This is a genomic window from bacterium (assembly GCA_035308905.1).
Classification (GTDB): domain Bacteria; phylum Sysuimicrobiota; class Sysuimicrobiia; order Sysuimicrobiales; family Segetimicrobiaceae; genus DASSJF01.
The window spans coordinates 1-16825 of record DATGFS010000045.1; the positions used below are offsets into that span (position 1 = coordinate 1).

18 protein-coding genes and 2 tRNA genes are annotated in these 16825 nt (G+C 59.7%); 15 read left to right on the forward strand and 5 right to left on the reverse strand.

The window, feature by feature from the left end:
- The 5 genes from VKT83_13705 to VKT83_13725 all read left to right on the forward strand — a co-directional run.
- Positions 1-104: integrase core domain-containing protein (locus VKT83_13705; GenBank protein HLY23515.1), on the forward strand; the 104-nt coding region annotated here is incomplete at its 5' end.
- Positions 105-523: 419 nt separating this feature from the next.
- The gene (gene dcm / locus VKT83_13710) at positions 524-1495 is read left to right on the forward strand and encodes a DNA (cytosine-5-)-methyltransferase (GenBank protein HLY23516.1); all 972 of its coding nucleotides are present in this window, start codon (positions 524-526) and stop codon (positions 1493-1495) included.
- Between the two features lie 9 nt (positions 1496-1504).
- Entirely contained in the window at positions 1505-2341 is an 837-nt protein-coding gene (locus tag VKT83_13715; GenBank protein ID HLY23517.1) for a hypothetical protein, read from the forward strand.
- A gap of 10 nt (positions 2342-2351) precedes the next feature.
- Positions 2352-2822 (forward strand): DNA mismatch endonuclease Vsr, encoded by a 471-nt coding sequence (gene vsr, locus VKT83_13720; GenBank protein ID HLY23518.1) that lies wholly within the window; start codon positions 2352-2354, stop codon positions 2820-2822.
- Positions 2802-2876 (forward strand) — tRNA-Thr (locus VKT83_13725). Before vsr ends, VKT83_13725 begins: the two co-directional genes overlap by 21 nt.
- Here VKT83_13725 and VKT83_13730 read toward each other — a convergent pair.
- The 3 genes from VKT83_13730 to VKT83_13740 all read right to left on the reverse strand — a co-directional run bounded on the left by VKT83_13730 (position 2855) and on the right by VKT83_13740 (position 6146).
- Positions 2855-3895, reverse strand: a complete 1041-nt coding sequence (locus VKT83_13730; protein ID HLY23519.1) for a hypothetical protein — start codon at positions 3893-3895, stop codon at positions 2855-2857. The genes VKT83_13725 and VKT83_13730 overlap by 22 nt on opposite strands.
- A gap of 66 nt (positions 3896-3961) precedes the next feature.
- Complete coding sequence (gene cas1, locus VKT83_13735) at positions 3962-5353, reverse strand: CRISPR-associated endonuclease Cas1 (GenBank protein ID HLY23520.1); 1392 nt, start codon at positions 5351-5353, stop codon at positions 3962-3964.
- 79 nt (positions 5354-5432) lie between these two features.
- Complete coding sequence (locus tag VKT83_13740) at positions 5433-6146, reverse strand: hypothetical protein (GenBank protein ID HLY23521.1); 714 nt, start codon at positions 6144-6146, stop codon at positions 5433-5435.
- A 126-nt stretch (positions 6147-6272) separates the two neighbouring features.
- Here VKT83_13740 and VKT83_13745 point away from each other — a divergent pair, with 126 nt between their 5' ends.
- The 6 genes from VKT83_13745 (at position 6273) to VKT83_13770 (ending at position 13808) form a co-directional block, all read left to right on the forward strand.
- Entirely contained in the window at positions 6273-6485 is a 213-nt protein-coding gene (locus VKT83_13745) for a helix-turn-helix domain-containing protein (GenBank protein ID HLY23522.1), read from the forward strand.
- Positions 6486-6880: 395 nt separating this feature from the next.
- Positions 6881-7129 carry a hypothetical protein gene (locus tag VKT83_13750; protein ID HLY23523.1) on the forward strand — a complete coding sequence of 83 codons (249 nt, stop codon included), beginning with the start codon at positions 6881-6883 and terminating at the stop codon, positions 7127-7129.
- Between the two features lie 14 nt (positions 7130-7143).
- The gene (locus VKT83_13755; GenBank protein HLY23524.1) at positions 7144-7581 is read left to right on the forward strand and encodes a hypothetical protein; all 438 of its coding nucleotides are present in this window, start codon (positions 7144-7146) and stop codon (positions 7579-7581) included.
- Between the two features lie 110 nt (positions 7582-7691).
- On the forward strand, positions 7692-10589 hold the full coding sequence (locus VKT83_13760) for a hypothetical protein (GenBank protein ID HLY23525.1): 2898 nt from the start codon (positions 7692-7694) through the stop codon (positions 10587-10589).
- Positions 10590-12194: 1605 nt separating this feature from the next.
- Positions 12195-13304: a tetratricopeptide repeat protein gene (locus VKT83_13765; protein HLY23526.1), complete on the forward strand. Its 1110-nt coding sequence runs from the start codon at positions 12195-12197 to the stop codon at positions 13302-13304.
- 150 nt (positions 13305-13454) lie between these two features.
- Positions 13455-13808 carry a hypothetical protein gene (locus VKT83_13770; protein ID HLY23527.1) on the forward strand — a complete coding sequence of 118 codons (354 nt, stop codon included), beginning with the start codon at positions 13455-13457 and terminating at the stop codon, positions 13806-13808.
- A gap of 69 nt (positions 13809-13877) precedes the next feature.
- On the opposite strand, the gene VKT83_13775 is transcribed toward VKT83_13770, so the two are convergent.
- Both VKT83_13775 and VKT83_13780 read right to left on the reverse strand, forming a co-directional pair.
- Complete coding sequence (locus tag VKT83_13775; protein ID HLY23528.1) at positions 13878-14111, reverse strand: hypothetical protein; 234 nt, start codon at positions 14109-14111, stop codon at positions 13878-13880.
- 87 nt (positions 14112-14198) lie between these two features.
- Entirely contained in the window at positions 14199-14483 is a 285-nt protein-coding gene (locus VKT83_13780) for a hypothetical protein (protein HLY23529.1), read from the reverse strand.
- Positions 14484-14596: 113 nt separating this feature from the next.
- On the opposite strand from VKT83_13780, the gene VKT83_13785 reads away from it, so the two are divergent.
- From VKT83_13785 to VKT83_13800, 4 genes are all read left to right on the forward strand, one after another.
- Entirely contained in the window at positions 14597-15241 is a 645-nt protein-coding gene (locus tag VKT83_13785; GenBank protein ID HLY23530.1) for a DUF4386 family protein, read from the forward strand.
- Between the two features lie 7 nt (positions 15242-15248).
- Positions 15249-15665 carry a TIGR03618 family F420-dependent PPOX class oxidoreductase gene (locus VKT83_13790; GenBank protein HLY23531.1) on the forward strand — a complete coding sequence of 139 codons (417 nt, stop codon included), beginning with the start codon at positions 15249-15251 and terminating at the stop codon, positions 15663-15665.
- Positions 15666-15724: 59 nt separating this feature from the next.
- Positions 15725-15799 (forward strand) — tRNA-Val (locus VKT83_13795).
- A 245-nt stretch (positions 15800-16044) separates the two neighbouring features.
- Complete coding sequence (locus tag VKT83_13800) at positions 16045-16800, forward strand: Crp/Fnr family transcriptional regulator (GenBank protein ID HLY23532.1); 756 nt, start codon at positions 16045-16047, stop codon at positions 16798-16800.
- The last annotated feature ends 25 nt before the right edge of the window (positions 16801-16825 follow it).

Sequence of the window (16825 nt, forward strand, 5' to 3'; positions counted from 1 at the left end):
AGGAGACCTATAACAACGTCCGGCCGCACCAGGCGCTCGGCTACCTGACTCCGAACGAGTACATCCGCCGCTGGAAGGCGGCGCAGCCTGCCACACGCTCATGAGGAGGCAAAGTCTTTCGGATCTACTGGACCAGTACAGAAACTTTACACGGCGACTTAGTAATGGTATATAAGTTGTAAATGACGCTCTCATTTGGACTATTTCGTCGGTTCCACTCGCGCTCTGCCAGGCGCATAGAGCGTCCGTCTGAAGTAGTGTTAGTTCCGCCCAAGTGGAAGCGGCTCGAAAGTGGCATGTTCGTGAATCTTAACGACACTCCTGAAGCCGAGAACCGTATTCTCTACGGAATGGACAAGGACGAACCGGACGATGTTAGTGAGTGGTCAGGTCTCTCGACGCGAAGGTAGTTTCCCCGCTTAGCGCTATAAGTTCTGGCTCCACAAGTTGGTCACAAGGATTTAGCGTCCCGCAAAAAGAACCAAACAGATGTTCGTCTAACCTGTTTTCCGCGAGGGATAGGATGCGCGGTCACGGTCCGTTTTCGATCGAATTGTGCGCTGGGGGCGGGGGCCAAGCACTTGGACTCGAAGCGGCTGGGCTCCAACATGTGGCCCTTGTGGAGATCGATAAGCCATCGTGTGCGACGCTCATCGCGAACCGACCTGCGTGGAACGTGGTTTCTGATGATGTCGCGTCCTTTGATGGCCGCAGCTTTCGCGGAATCGAGCTGTTGGCGGCCGGCCTTCCATGTCCGCCCTTTTCTGTCGCAGGCAAGCAACTTGGGCACCGCGATGAACGGAATCTATTCCCCGTCGCATTGAGGCTGATCGATGAGATTAGGCCATCCGCCGTAATGATCGAAAACGTGCGGGGCATCCTCGAAACCTCCTTCGATGACTATCGAAGTTATATCATGGGCAAACTCAAGAAGTTGGGCTATTGGAGTGATTGGAGACTGCTCAACGCATCTGATTGGGGCGTGTCCCAACTGCGGCCACGAGCGGTCCTCGTGGCTGTAAAGCGGAGCATGGCGGAAACCTTCAGTTGGCCGAAACCGTTGGCTGATTCTCCGCCACCAGTTGGGGAAGTGCTTTATGATCTGATGGCGTCACGCCGGTGGAAGCGTGCGAAGGCATGGCAGAAAACCGCCGATAAGATCGCGCCAACCATTGTTGGTGGATCACACAAGCACGGAGGGCCAGATCTCGGCCCCACGAGAGCTCGTCGTGCTTGGGCTGCACTAGGTGTTGATGGTCTCGGAATCGCTAATGAACCGCCAGCGCGTGATTTCGTAGGAATGCCCAAGCTCACTATTCCGATGGTGGCGCGACTACAGGGGTTTCCCGATAGCTGGCAGTTTGTTGGGCGGAAAACGCAGGCTTACAGGCAGGTCGGGAATGCGTTTCCACCGCCGGTCGCCCGCGCTGTGGGCGAAAGCATAAGAACGTGCGTCTCCCTGGGGGCTAGAGTTTTTAGCTTCTCAGTCTCGTAAGCGCCGAAGATGCGGTCGCCAAATGCCCAATTGGCGGTCGAGGAATTCGACAAGCTTCTTAAGCAGTCGAATTGGACCGCGCAGGATGCTTGGAAAGGAATCGCTGTACTTCTTCTGACATGTGAGATCTGGCGCAATAGCGCCTGGCAGCCCTTTCACGGAACGGTCGTATATCGCGAAGCAAACGATTTTCCGGACGTGGGCAGTGGCAGAAGCAATGAGGTCCTGACCCGTTCTCAGCGTCTTACCAACTACCTAGCATCTAGACTTGGTGGTTCTCCGGCTGAATTGTGCTCACTTGTAGGAGCGTACTGGCGCCAGCCGCAGATTCGCGACTTGCAGCCTCATAATCTCGTCGGCCATGCGTTCCGTTCTCTGACAGTCCACATCCTTCAACGCTTCGGTGATCCTGGCATTGGTTATGAGGAGGAGGTTGATGCTGGCGCATTATTTCCGGGAGCGCAATTACACACGCGGAGCAAACGGCCAAAGATTGACATAGTGGCCAAGCGCGGTGGTCTCCTTGTTGCGCTCCTCTCGGTGCGCTGGAGATTCCGCCACGATCGCGTTGACGTCGTGGACGAAGCTCAGTCATACGTACCGGCGGCTATCCGTCAAAATCGGAATTGCAAGTTCTACGCGGTTCTTGGCGAGTGCTCTCCGAGCCGCCTAGAGAAGGTCTTATTCAATACCTACTCGCAGCAATTTCCAAACGCCGCCATATGGGGAACTGTACATTTTCATCCTGAAATGATTACTGACAGCGAGAGCCTTGCCGAAAATGGCCGGCTCAAGGGGCTGCAAAGTCTGGCATGGCTTATCGGAGAAACGAGTAATTGGCGCTAGGGTGACTGCTGTGGACAAGATTCCGCCAGCTCGCCGTAGTGCTAACATGCGCGCGATCAAGAGCAAGAATATGGTGCCGGAAATGGAAGTGCGCTCCTTAGTACATCGAATGGGCTACCGCTATCGTCTTCACGCAAAGGAGTTGCCTGGAAAGCCTGACCTCGTGTTTCCGAGGCTTCGCAAGATAATTTTTGTTCATGGCTGTTTCTGGCATAAGCATAAGGCTTCGACATGCCGCATCGCGCGCATTCCGAAATCCAACGTCGCTTATTGGCTGCCCAAATTGGAACGCAACCGGTTGCGTGACAACAAAGCCTGCTCAGTCCTAAGACGGCACGGCTGGGAGGTCTTGATCGTCTGGGAATGTCAAATCAATCGGCATCAGGGGCTCGCGAATCGTGTCGAGCGCTTCCTAAAAAGCAGCACACGGCGGGCTCGAAATGGTAAGATAGGTCGCGGCGCCGGCGTAGCTCAGCGGTAGAGCAGCTCATTCGTAATGAGCAGGTCATCGGTTCAAATCCGATCGCCGGCTCCAGGCCTTTTCAGCGGATCAACTTCGTCAGCAAGTCCGCTCGCCCACGTTGCCCAATCATCAAGCTCTGGGTCAGAAGGGATAGCAGACAACTTTGCTCGTACGTAGTTACGTATAAGATTTGCACGTTGCCACGCTTCAACTTCTTGCAGTAACCTCTGCAACTCTTCCTGCTTCTCGCGTCGGACCTGTTCGAGTTGCCGACGTCTCTCTTCCTCGGCGCGCCACTTGCGCTCACGTTCTTCCCGCTCCAAGCGCTGCCTGCGAAAAGCGGCGGCTGCCGTGATCAGACCTGCGATGACATCGTTAAGCTGATCCTCTAAACGTCGCGTCTTCGCGTCGCTCCATTGCTTACGAATGCCGGTTGTCCATGAATCGATTGTCAATACGAGTTGCCCGGTCGGCTGGAATTCTGTCCGCCATTCCGGTTCCCACGCATATCGCCGTTTCTCCGGATCCACTCGAATCCGCAACTGCTTGTGGCGCTCCTTAAGCCAAAAATCAACAATCTCATCGTCAATCTTGACGCGAGGATAGTGCTGTCTGTTGGGATCGACCGAAACTGCGTATCCTCGTTGCGTGAGTTCCTTCAGCAGGGTGTTCAGAATACGCAGTCGCCGGCGCTCGACGCTCGATAAGCTGCCTGATGCCTTTTGTAGCCAGTTGCGGACAATAGGATGCGCATTGGCGAGGCTCTTTGTGACAACGATGGTCGCGTTTGCTTGCCGCTCTGCCCGTAGCTTTGCCTCAATTTCCACAAAGCGCGGGCCTTTCGACGCCTCTGGCGGCTCAATGAGGACGATGTCGCGAGTTCCGGCTTCCAAATCCGGCAGCGACGGACGCCCTACGGCCTTGCCGTATCGTAGCTTTGCCCAGTAGCCGAGTCCCGGCGTTGGCACCTTACCTCGGCGACACGCCTTCGCTAAGGCTACATCGGAGATGCCGAGTTTCTTGGCGAGCCGCGACATGGGTTCAGTCCACACCATGTCGTAGAGCTGTTGACGGGTGAATTGGTGGCCCAATTGTAGGCCCTCCTCATATATTACGTTACTCCTGCGCTTGGCTCGACGTAGTTTTCATCGCCATGCTCATCCCCGACTGCCCGCAGGCCGCTTCGGTATGACCATGCCTCGAATCTGATTGGCACGTACGATACCCGGACGGCGCTTCGCCCGCGCCTCGGGGGTCCAGGCCGGATCGCAACCCTCAGCGCGCATTTGAGCGCGCGCGTCCGCTCCCTGGCGCGCGAGCCGCCTTTGTACGTGCTCCTTCCACCACGCGGCATAGCAGGTCCGGTTGCAGAATGGCCTGCCGGATGGAACGACGGCTCCGCAGACACGGCAAACAGAGTTCGAAACGCTCCTTCGTGACGGAACCTTGCGGGCAGGGTGAATCTTTGCGTGATCGCGATACGTGCCCCTCAGCACGGCGATCACATGTGCCACGATAGGCTCAACAGCGCGCCGAAAAATCGGTAGCCATCCACGCAGCTTCGCCGCGAACTCTTGATCCAGCCGGCACCGTCCATCCCGTAAGAGCCAAAGCTCGCCTGGGCGGAAGCGATGATCAAGGATCAAGTCGAGAACATGTCGGTCTGCAACAGGGCGTAGCGGTTCCATGAGATCGTAAATGAAGCTCATCCGGCCATCGTCGTCAACATGCAGAATGCCCAGGGTGGGATCGAGTCCAACGCTATGCGTGGCGATGAGGACTTCAGCTTCAAGCAGCGCGTAGCCATAATTCAGGCATGCATTGATCGGGTCTGTCGCGAACTGAGGGCTTCGGCCACGAGACAAGACCGAATGTCGGCCCGGAAACTTGCGCCAGTGATCCGCGACAATCCGGTCATAGGAGAGCGGGGAGAATTTGGCGCCCAAGCCCGCATACGCCATCCAGTAAGTGCCCGCACTTTCAGCTTCCACCTGTCGCAAGGTCTCCACGGTGTCAGCGGTCTCAATCTTTCGCAGAAGGTGCGTTCCGAGAGCATCAGCTGTATCGCGGAGCTTTGTCTCAGAGAGGCCCAAATGGACCTGATGCTCATCAACGCGGTCGGCGTATTCACGAAGAAGCGCTGTCTGCCTGCGGATCTTTTCACCCAGTAGGTAGCGGCCCAGGCTGAGACCGGCGGGCTCCATGATCGCCAAAGCCTGGGATCGGCGCAGCGGGCCCCGGGCCACGCCACCCGATCCTGGGAGAACAACCCACCGCAGTGAGCCGCCCTGATCACAGGCGACAATGGCCGCGCCGTTCCCGGCGGTCCAATCCAGCGCGTTAAGAGAGGCCCATCCGGAACCCGCGAGGAGCAACACTCGGTCTACTCTCGCGGTCGCGCGAGTGATTCTGCGCGTCTGCTGAGCGGCCTCCAAAGGAAATCCATCTGTAATTTCAAGTTGATGACGCCGGACGCGGAGACGGACGTTCTGACCGGTGACGGTGACAATCTCTTTGGGATTGCGGACGGTGCTATACTGACGCTGCATCGGCGGTTCCTCCCCTCCAAGGTTGGTGCTGCCGGTGCCACGCCCCCGGGCCGTTCGCAGCGGTCGCGGGGGTCTTCAATTAAAGTGCTCGCACCCCAATCCATCCCACAGAGTGGGGTGTGAGCCGATGCAAGGTACCCGGGGCTCTCACCCCATCAGTGATCTTCAGATAAACGAGTTGCGGTTCGCCGTACGGCTTGAAGTAGCGAAAGACGATGGGATTCTTGGGAGCACGCTTCAGCCGTCGCTGGACTTGCCGTCGGGTCCAGCGCCTTCTGCATGGCGGACAGGCTCGCGTCTTTCCGTAGGCTGGGAATACCCTCGCGCAAAGCGGACATACCTTCCATTTTCGGCGGAGCGCTACTTTAGCTTGACGCTCGACGATCCGAAGAACAGTGTTGACGCCTAGAGGATGCCAACCTTCAATTAGATGCGGGTTCCCTTCGATTAAGAAACGTTCGGTCTCCACCATCTCAGGGGTATCCTCATACGCCATGCGTTCCACAGTGTCGGTCCATTCCGGCGGATATTTCACGTCGAACAGCTCATGCCGCGTCCGCGCTGCCTTGGGCGAATGAATGGGTTTCGCTGGGACGGTCATCCGCTCGCCATCCGGCCCCACAAGCGGCAACTGGGCCCGATGATAGAGCCATGTCAAAGCAAAACGACGCGTACGTTCCAGAATGTCAGACACATCGCCCCAGATGAGGCCATATTTGCGCGTCAAGCGCTGCGGTGCGTAAAGGAAGGTCAAAAACTCTCCGAGATCTCTAGGCCATCGGACGTCGCTCATCTCTGATTTCCAAGGCCCAGATACGAGTTTGGCCCCCCTCTACGGTGCTTTCGGATCACTTAGAAATTTCGGCAGGCGCGCGACATATCCTGTCACTGTAACAGTCACTCAAACAGGAGGTGATGGATGACGAAGGCATTGGCACCGCAATCACGATGGATCTTGCCCTCGGAGGCCGCCCGGATCATCGGCGTGAGTCCCGGCTACGTGCGGTCACTCGTCGATGCGGGCCGTTTGAAAGCTAAGCGCGGCCCGCTAGGGGTGCGGCTGATCGACAGGTCTGCCGTCGTCGCGTTCGCGCAAGAAAGACCGCAGAAACGCGAGGTAAGCCGGGCCTAACAAAAAGGAAGGCCCGCGCTGCTGGCGGCGGCGCGGGACCTCAAGATCGGGAGCGGTTGCATGGCGATGATAACAGATGGCCATCAGTTCGTCTATGACATGGCCAGAGCGCTGTAATGAAACGACGCCGCCCTGCGCGTCCGCGGAAGGCTATGTCATCGCCTCACAAACGTAAGCGCAAGGCGGATGCGCGAAAGCTCAACGCCCGCCAGCGCCAGAATTACGAACGTTCCCTCCACGCCTTAAGCCTCATGCGTCGAGATAAGTTGCCGTTGAACAGGGCGGCTGAGCAAGCGGGCACTAGTCCGGACACGGTCGTACGGCTCGTCCGCCCCGCGCTGAGGCGAGTCCGTGGACAGTGGAGAGCCAAACCCAGAGACCGGCTGGAGCGCCGCATGCGATTTTACGACGACGCGGGGAGCTTGTTCATCAAAGTTCTTTCCTCTACCAGTGCGTCCCGCATCGGCGACTATCACAATGCCATGGACGAGTATTCGAGGACGGGCGAGATCTCGAAGCTGGTGCCATTCAAGGGGAAGTGGGTGCTCGACGCGCGAGGCAAACGCCGGTACTTCCTGACCGACCCAACGGTTATCAGGCGGCTCACCAGGGCCAACGTCTTCCAGTTTGAGTCTATCTACTAAAGGAGGTCTCATACGTGGACGCGGACTGCACGCAGCCGCGCAAGCGGATAACCAGACATGAACGGAAACGGCAGCACCTCGGCTCGTCCGCGCCGACCTGTCTGAGTTGTGGTTGTATCGCGGTCGAGATGCTGTTCGCCGTCCGGGCATGCGAACTTCCGCGATGGTTCCTCGAAAAGCATCACCTCGCCGGCCGGGTCGCGGCCAACATGACGGTCGTGCTGTGCCGAAACTGCCATGCAGTCGTGTCAGACCGCCAATACGATCATGATGCGCGCCTGCGCTGTCCGAGCACCGGCCAAGAACGCCTTGCCGCGCTGCTCCAAGGCCTTGCTGATTGGTTCCAGGTACTGGGGACCTGGTTGCTGGGGTTGGCTGGGTACTTAGAGGAGTGGGTTCGTTGGATTCTCGACGCGATGCAGGGTCCTGGCCCAAGCGGGGCACCAGCATGACCGCTCCTGTTCAGGATGTCCAGCGAATTACGGCAGCGGTTCGGTGCTTAGCGCTACCAAGGGCGACACGCCGCGCCATCCGGAAAATGAGGCCTTACGGGTGGCGCAGCTTGCGCCTCGGCGGGCGGGTCCTCGTCCTCGATACAGAAACCACGACCGACCAATATCAGAACTTGCTATTCGGAGCATTCCACATCTATGAGCATAAGAACGGCCGTTATCATCTTGTCCACAAGGGTTTGATTCTTGGGGATGTGCTCACGCAGCTGCAAACCGATGCTATCGGTTCCTTCGCCCGCGATAATAACTACAAGATCTACTCTCGGTATGAACTTGTTCGACACGTATTCTTTCCCGAAGTCTACGAAGCCGGGACCCTCTGCGTCGGATTCAATCTACCGTTCGATCTCTCGCGGCTCGCGGTACGGGCGGTGCCGGGCCGGAAACGGTGGCGCGGAGGCTTCACACTCTACCTCGTGGATTCGAAATGGTTTCCAGGCATCCACGTCAAGTCCATCGACAACAAGCGAGCCTTCATCGAGTTTGTGGCCTATAGCGGTTTGGAGAAGCACGAGGCGACGGGACACCGAATCTTCCCCGGCCGCTTCTTAGACCTTCGGACGTTGGCGTTTGCGCTCACCGGGACGGGTCACAGTTTGGCTAGCGCCTGTGGCTCCTTCGGAACACGACATCAAAAGTTCGATGCTGAAAGCCACGGAGCAGTGAGTATTTCCTATCTACGGTATAGTACGCGGGACGTTCTTGCCACCTGGGAGCTTTACGAAGCTCTCGTTGCGGAGTGGAACCGGCATCCCTTCGCCATCGTCCCTACGCCGTTTGAGGTCGGGCGGCAACCGGAAGCGTTTCTGATCACGCACGCGTATAGCCCCGCCAGCCTTGGCAAGGCCTACATGCGGGCGATGGGCATCCGCCCGTTCCCCTACTTCCAACCGCAGTTCCGCAAAGCCGTGCTCGGACACGCGATGGTGTCGTACTTTGGGGGCCGGAGCGAGTGCCATATCCGGCGGCGAATCGTGCCGGTCACGTACGTTGATGTGCTCTCCATGTACCCAACCGTTTGCGTCCTTCAAGGGCTGTGGAAATTGATTTTCGCCCGCGAAATTCGAGTGGAGGACGTCACCGACGAGATCCGCAGCTTTCTCGATGGCGTGACCCTCGCCGATTTCTTCAAGCCGGCCACGTGGGCCCGCTTCTCTGTGCTCGTCGAGGTTGATCCTCGCGGCGCCATTTTGCCGGTTCGGGCCCCATACGTCGAGGACGGTGATTACCAGATTGGCCTCAATATGGTCGGCGGTGCGAAACACGGACTGCATTTATGGTACACGCTGGCCGATGCTGTCGCGTCGAAGCTGCTGTGCGGCCGCAGCCTGGTGATCCGTCGGGCCCTTCGGCTTCGTCCGGTGGGCGTCAAGGAAGGCCTCCGTTCGGTCAAGTTACTGGGAGAAGTTCATGTTGACCCTCGGACGGACGATTTCTTCCGCGTGTTGATAGAGAAGCGGCATACTTTTCAACAGGCGAAACGCCGGGCTGAGCTTGCGGGTGACGATGCCAAAGCCCGGTACTTCGATGGTCTCCAGCACGGCCTCAAGATCCTCGCCAACGCGATGAGCTATGGGATCTTCGCAGAGATCGACGAGAAGCTGACGGGAGCCAAGGACGCCGAAATCTTTGGCCTGCGGCATTTCTCAACGTCGATTTCGAAAGAAGAGCATCCCGGGCCGTTCGCGTTTGCTCCACTCGCTGCGTTTATCACCGGAGGGGCCCGATTACTTCTGGCGATGTGCGAAGTGGAACTGTCGGCGCACGGAGCCACCTATGCATTTTGCGACACGGACTCTATGGCCATCGTCGGGTTGTCTGAAACTGTGAAAGTGGTTCGGGAACGATTTGCTGCGCTCACTCCCTACACATTTGGCGGGGACCTTCTCAAGCTTGAGGACGAGAACATTCCTGATCCACGCGCTGCAAGGGATAAACAGCTCTATTGCTATTCCATCTCAGCCAAGCGGTACGTCCTATTCAACATAGCAGACGATGGAAGCATCCTGCTCCGCAAGAGTTCCGAGCACGGACTCGGCCACTTGCTTTCGCCGTACGCCAACGACGAGAAGAAGTGGATGGAGCAGCTTTGGACGGCGGTGCTTCGTTGGGAGCAGGGTCAGGATGCCAACCTGGGACAAAGCTTGTCCTTTGCCGATCTTCCAGCCCTGGGCGTTCTTCCGATCTCCAACGCGCATGTTTGGGAACGGTTCGACCGGATCAATACGAAATATGATCCGAGGGCCAAGAAGCGCGTTGGGCGGCCCTCCACCCAGCAAGTGAAACCATTCAACTTCATGCTCGTGGCGTATCCGGCTACAGGCGACGTGACGACAGGAGGCGAGGCGTATTGGAGCGACCGGCCGAACGGCCGGACCGCAAACGGAAAATCCTCGCATCAACCAATCCGCCCTATCGCGCCGTATGAACGATACCCAAGAAAGTGGCCTAGCTTACCGTGGGTAGATCTCCATACCGGCCGCCCGGTGTCGCTCGCGTGGGGAAGCAGAATGCCCGGGTTTTCAATGGGGCTCGTCCGTGTCCAGACGTATCGAGATGTACTGCACCGATACGTGACGCACCCCGAGGCGAAAGCCGCGGGGCGGGATGGCCTGCCGTGCGCTCCGCACACGAAGGGCGCGTTGTCACGCCTTCGGGTCCACATCACGGATGTCGTTCATATTGGGAAGGAGTCAAATGAATTAGACGAAGTACAAGCAGGTCTAGTGATTCCACGTAGCGCGTACGTTTACTACCTCGATAGAGACGAAGAAGCAAATAACCTCCGGTCGAAACTCAAGCAAATTCCGAGGCGGTTTCTTCAGAGAGAGGCCGGCTTATCCAGGGCCATGTTGAAGAGAACGCTGAATCGTCACACGTTGCCACATCGAAAGAACCGTCTTATTCTCATGAAGGCTGCAAAGGCTTGGCAGGACACGTCTCACTGACACCGACCGCGCCAAGAGCAGATTCTAAAGGTGCTGTTTTCGGTACAGAAACACGGCTGAAAACAGGTGGCGAAACCGCATACAAGCCGCCTTTAGACCTGAATTGAGACCCTGCGGAAACGGCCTATTTGCAAGCGTTTGCGGAGCGTTGGCACCAATAGTGGCTACCCATATGTCGGCCAACTGGCAATAAAACTCACCCAAAAACAGGAAGGGTGTAAACTTCGAAAGAAACCAGAGTGACCGTTCAGATGTTTAAGCCGCTCGTGGTGCGGAAATTTGTTAGTTGCCACGGTTGACTTGATCAATGTGAACTGGGCAACGCGCCGGAGGGCAACCTGAAGCCAATTGCCAATGCCGATGCAAACAACTAGGTCATGGACTCGTAAAATAGCATTCGTTCTCGGCGAACAATCGCTTCGCCAAATCCTCACCATCATGTCTAGCGTTTCGGAAGATATCGGATACATACTTGAATGCTCGGACAGATCCACAATCACATGCTCATCCCTGGACGAAGTGCTCGGTTTTCAGAATTCCAAACGGCGAAGAATCCGTGGGCTGATTTTGCACACCCCTTATGATCAACCTACCTATGTTCAAGTCAGATTCCGTGAGGACGTTTCCCTCGACCCGATAGAATGCACAGTTCGCGGAAATGATGAAACGGTACTCATTCTCTCGAGCAGACTTGATGACTCGATCTCTTCTTTGACGCAGTGGTACGGTGTCTTGGCTTTCTACAGTACGGCTTGGCTTTTGCTTCTGACCACTGGCCTACTGTTGCTCGGTCTCATCGGGATAGGGGCCTTTGGTCATCCCGATCACGCGACAAACGAAAGAATTGAAGGGTTACGACTCGGTGGCGTGATTCTCGCAACTGTCTTTCTCACGTTTGGTGTCACTTGGGTACAAAATGCACTCTTCCCCAGATCTGTCTTTCTTATCGGGGACGGACGAAGCCGCTACAACAGGATTGTATTTTTCCGGAGAAGCCTTATCCTCCCATTTTTGATTGGTCTTATCGTGTGGCGGGTGACGACGCGATGATTCCTTCGTCATGTGACCACTTGTTCGACATGCGGGGGGGCTCCATTTGGGCGTGTTTGTCCAGATTTAAATAGAAATAAAATGTGTTTGCGAACGGGCCTTTTACCAGTCTGCGTGTGATTCTGCGGTGCGTCCTACTAGCCACAACGCGCCAATAATCCCCGCCGCCCACAACCCCCACGTTACGAACGCTGGTCGCGGCGTCCCGGTTGCGCGCGCAGGCGCGGCGGGTGCGTTGGCCGGCTCCGGCGCGACATGCACCTGCCAATGCCGGTGCAGCGCCGTCTTCGAAACTGCGTATTCGGCCGCGATGTCCCGGAACGAATCGCCCTCTTGCAAAGCCTGATTTATGGCCTCGCGCTGCGCGTGCGTGCAAATGGTGCAGGGTCGTCCCACGACGAAACCCTCCTATGTACGGTAACAACGAGATCTCGCTTCAATTGTACCGGGACATGGACCACGGTCCAATGTAACGGCTAAGTCAGACAGGTCTGGCAGACGTTAAGAAAACGGGCAGGGGGCTCATTTCCCGAGGCTTGTCTAGTACCCCACGGCGTGACCGAGGATCGGGAATCCGAAGCACTCCTCATGGTCGGCCTTGCCTATCTCCATGCGGAATCGTTTACTGAGGCCGCGGCGTGGCTCAACCGGGCCCACGAAGCGGCCTCAGACGGCGACGAGCTGCTGGAGGCGCGCATCGACCTCGCGCTCGCCTACATCGATCAAGGCCACGGCCACAACCTTCGCGCGTGGCGGCGCGCCGAGCGCGTCCTTCGTGTGCTCGCGCACAGCGGAGATCGGCCGACGCTGGTGCGCGCGCAGGCCTGCCTCGGCCGGAGTAAACTTGCGGCCGGCGACCTGCCCTCGGCCGCATGGACCTTTGAGGCGGCGCTCCATCTCCTCCCCGCGCCGGATGCGGATCCGGCCCCGGCCACATCCCTGCACTACTATCTCGGGATTGCGCGGGAACGTATGGGCCAAACCACCGAGGCCGCGGACGCCTACCGCAAGGCATTGGAGGTCGCGGAGTCGTTCGCCGATTCGCGGCATGCGGGAGCCTGGCACGTCGGTCACGCCGTAGCGTCCGTCGAGGACGGATCGTTCGACGCCGCGATCGCGCACGCAGGCGAAGCAATCGCGGTTTACGACACACTGCAACATAAGCGGCGGCTCGCGGACATTCACTGGCGGTTGGGCGATCTTGAGGCCCGCGCGGACCGGTGGACGGAGGCGCAGCGGCATTACTCGGCGAGCATTGCGATCTACGGCGCCGCCCGGCAGGTCCGTGGCGCGGCGCGGACGTTTGGCGCGTTCGTTGACGCCGTGCACGCCCGGCTGCGACCCGACGTCGTGCGGGCGATCGGCGAGATGGCGCTCGTTCTGTTCCCCGACGACGGCTGTGCGTCTACGGACGACGATCGCGCGGCGACGCTGTGGCTGCGCGGCACGATCCAGCGCTTGCTCGGCCGTCTCGAGGATGCCGGCGCCTCGCTTCGTGAGAGCCTGCGGCTTTTTGAGGTACTTTGCCGTGCCGAAGAGCTCAAAATGATCCGCCGCGAACTCGCCCTGCTCGCCGTAGAGTCGGACGATCTTGCGACGGCCCGCGAGTACATCGCGGCCCTTCGCGCGACGGCGGAATCCCCGCAGGTGCCGGCGGCGCTGTAGCACGACGGCCGGATAGGCGCGAACAGGAGTTGTCGGCGTCGCCGGGTAAATCGTGGGCCGTGCTCGTCCTGCCGTGGTAAGACGCTCCGACGAATCAGCCCGATCGATACGGTCGCCGTGCTCTCCGCTCAATAAAAGGGGGGTGTGTACGTGGAGAAGCTTCGGACGCCATTGCAGATCACGGCTATATACATTCTGCTGGTTGGGCTGTCTTCGCTCACGCCGGGTATCGTGCGCGCGGTCTTCGGCTACGACGTCAAGGATACAGGCGTACTCCTCGTCCTGGCGGGGACGTTCCTCGGGTTCGGTGTGGTCCTCTGGACCATCGCCGGCGACGTCGGCAAGCACGGCGGTCTTGCCACGTCGGTCGTTATCGCGCTCGTACTCGAGATTCTGTTCCTGCTGTGGGGCTGGATCGGTGGCATGTTTACGGTCCGAAACGTCGGCATTCCGGTCGTCATCAACATCATCCTAGTCGTTTGGATCTGGTCGGCGAAGAAATAAGACGAAGGCCTCGCGGATCGCGCTGCGATCCGCGAGGCCCGTCGACGGGCCGGGAAAAGCCGGCGTCCGCTACAGACTCTGGCGGGTCAGGTAATCTAGTCCGCGGCTGGTGATCGTTGCCCGTTTGGCTCCATTGTTCTGCTTGTTCCACGCCACCAACGCATAGTCCGCGCAGTAGAGCAGGTGGCGATCCACCACGTCCTTCTCCAAACCAAGGGTCTTCGCCAGCGTCGCGCTGTCGATGCCCTGTGGCGCGTCTCGTAGTGCGGCAAGTACGCGGTTCCGGTCGTTGTCCAGGGGCATCGAAGCCCTCCCTCTCCCGCCGCAGCCTTGCGTGTTCTTGACACTATACGCCCCCCGGTCCGCATTAGCAAGGACGCGCGATGCCTTCTACGCGAGGAGGCCCCCGATAATCGCTCCCAGGAGGAGCGGGCCGACGTGCAGCAGCAGGACGGCGAATACGCCAAGTCCAATAACGGCGCCTAATAGAGGGATGCCCGTGAGCGCCGATCCTAGGAACGTCAGGGCGACGCCGGTGACGACCATCGGCAGGAACACCGCGAGGATGGCCGCGCCGACGTCTCCGGCCTTCTTCCCGCCGACCACGCCGGCGATGAGGGGACCGGCAACCGGCAGCCAGAATAGCAGCAGCGAGATGATAAACATCCACGTCATGGCGCTGGCGATGCTTCCCCGCCGTTTAGGCTCTGTCACGCTCTAACGTTACAATTTCGCGACACGTTTGTGTTGGCATACGGTCGGTACATACAGCCTGTCGGGGGTGGGCGATGGAGCAGCTCCAACGCAACGGTGGCACGGCGGGCATCGTCACGGCGGTCTGTCTGGCTCTGCTCTTTATTCTCTTCATCGGCAGTGGTTTGGATCCGCAGACGGCGCAGGACCCCGCCAAGGCCCTTCCCCTCATGGGCCAGAAAGCCGGCCTCTTCGGGGGCATCGGCCTCCTCGGCCTCCTAGCCTCCGGGTTCGGCATCATTTTCACCTTCGGCCTTTTCTCCCGTCTCCGGGAGAAATCCCCGACGCGCGCCGCGGCCAACCTGGGTCTCGCCGTCGTGGGACTCACCCTCCACGCGTTCGGCGCGGCCCTGCTCTGGCAGGGGGGACAGATGCTGGTCGCGCTCTCGGCTAAGGATCAGACGGCGGCCGGGCACGCGTGGATCGCGCTGGGCGCGGTCAACCAGAGCCTGATGGCGGCCGCGAACGGGTTCACGGGCGCCGCGGTCTTCGCCGCCGGGTGGGCGATTGTCGATACCGGCGTGATGCCGAAAAGTCTCGGGTGGGTGGCGCTGGCCGCCGGGATCGTCGCGATGCTTCAGGTGTTTAGCACGCAGATGGCCCTGATGGGTCTCGGGTTCGTGCTCGTGATCATCTGGCTGGCCTGGGGCGGCGTGCAGCTGCGGCGATCGCCCGCATAGGAGTCACATGGCACGACGGCTCAGTGACGACGATATCCAGCAGTTCCTGGCGACGCGGGAAGTCGTCGTGCTGTCCACTGTTCAACCGGACGGCTCGCCGCTGGCGATGCCGGTGTGGTTCGTGCACGACCGCAAGGGCGTGACGATGATCAGCGAAGCCGACACGCAGAAGGTCCGCAACCTCCGCCGCGATCCTCGCGTGTGCGTCGTCGCCGAATCGGGGTCGCGGCAGGACGCGCGCGCGGTGATGATCGGCGGGCGTGCGGAGTTCGTTCCGGAGTCGCCCGCACGACGCGAGCTCGTGCGGGCGCTGCTCGACAGGTATAGTCCCAATCTCGGACGCCGGTGGGGCGGCGACGCGATGCCCGCGGATCGTGTAATGTTCCGGATCATTCCGGCATGGGTGCGGACGTACGGGATGTGACCGGAACGCCTTTTGACAGCGGAATGCCTCGCCTATAATATGGAAGGTACCTTTCAGGCGGGCGGTTAGCTCAGGGGTAGAGCGCATCCTTCACACGGATGAGGCCGCAGGTTCAAGACCTGCACCGCCCACCACGCACCCTGCTGCACCGGACTGCACGAGATTGCTCGAAGCCGCGTCACTGCTCGCTTTCAGCCATTCTGGCAATTGGAACGCGTGACCGTCGATTGTGCCCTGCGGGAAACACAAGGTCATCGAGCCATTCCACGGTCCGACCATTTGAGAGTACGGAAGCGCTCGAGGATGCCGCGGTCTTGATCGCGGTGGCGATGCCCTCTACCATACGTGGCGGAGCTCCATGCACGACACAGGGGGGCACATGCAACGCGCCGGCCGCACCGGACCGAAGGGAGCGGAGCACGACCGCTTGACCGCGCTGCTGGCGTCCTCGCCGCTTCTCAAGGGCCTGAGCCCGGGCCAGTTCCGCGAGGTCGCCGCGTCGGCCCAGCATCGCACGGTCAAGCCGCACGGGCTCTTCTTCCGCCAGGGTGACCACGCGACGTTCATCTATGTGCTGCTGACCGGTGAAGTGAAGCTGACGCACATCCACCCCGACGGCCAGGAGGTGATCCACCGCATGATCTGGCCGGGCGAGGTCTTCGGCGGCATCGCGGCATGGGGCGAGACCGTGTACCCGGTGTCGGCCGAGGCGATCCAGGCGAGCGAAGCGTTCGCCTGGGAAGGTCCCACGATGATGCGCCTGCTCGAGCGGTACCCGGCCGTCGCGCTGAACACGCTGCACCTCATGATCGCGCGCGTCCACGAGCTGCAGAATCGCGTGACGGAACTGACGATGGAGCGGGTGGAGCAGCGCCTGGCACGAGCGTTCCGCCGGCTCGCGGCGCGCGTGGGGCGCCGCGTCGATCGGGGGATCCTCATCGACCTGCCGCTGTCCCGACAAGACATCGCGGAGCTGACGGGAACGACCCTCTACACCGCCAGCCGCATCATCAGCCATTGGGAGGCGCTCGGCGTCGTCGAGGCCGGCCGGGAGCGCGTGCTGATTCTGAGTCCTGATCGGCTCGACGCCATCGCGGAGGCCTCGCCGGTGAAGTCCGGGAAGACGGTCGAGTGAGCCGCGCCGCCGGTGCGGCGGCCCC

Coding starts and splice junctions, on each gene's coding strand:
- VKT83_13745 (HLY23522.1), top strand. CDS start 6,273: ATGACGAAGGCATTGGCACCGCAATCACGATGGATCTTGCCCTCGGAG.
- VKT83_13740 (HLY23521.1), bottom strand. CDS start 6,146: ATGAGCGACGTCCGATGGCCTAGAGATCTCGGAGAGTTTTTGACCTTC.
- VKT83_13715 (HLY23517.1), top strand. CDS start 1,505: ATGCGGTCGCCAAATGCCCAATTGGCGGTCGAGGAATTCGACAAGCTT.
- cas1 (HLY23520.1), bottom strand. CDS start 5,353: ATGCAGCGTCAGTATAGCACCGTCCGCAATCCCAAAGAGATTGTCACC.
- VKT83_13785 (HLY23530.1), top strand. CDS start 14,597: ATGGAGCAGCTCCAACGCAACGGTGGCACGGCGGGCATCGTCACGGCG.
- VKT83_13790 (HLY23531.1), top strand. CDS start 15,249: ATGGCACGACGGCTCAGTGACGACGATATCCAGCAGTTCCTGGCGACG.
- dcm (HLY23516.1), top strand. CDS start 524: ATGCGCGGTCACGGTCCGTTTTCGATCGAATTGTGCGCTGGGGGCGGG.
- VKT83_13780 (HLY23529.1), bottom strand. CDS start 14,483: ATGACGTGGATGTTTATCATCTCGCTGCTGCTATTCTGGCTGCCGGTT.
- VKT83_13750 (HLY23523.1), top strand. CDS start 6,881: ATGCGATTTTACGACGACGCGGGGAGCTTGTTCATCAAAGTTCTTTCC.
- VKT83_13775 (HLY23528.1), bottom strand. CDS start 14,111: ATGCCCCTGGACAACGACCGGAACCGCGTACTTGCCGCACTACGAGAC.
- VKT83_13800 (HLY23532.1), top strand. CDS start 16,045: ATGCAACGCGCCGGCCGCACCGGACCGAAGGGAGCGGAGCACGACCGC.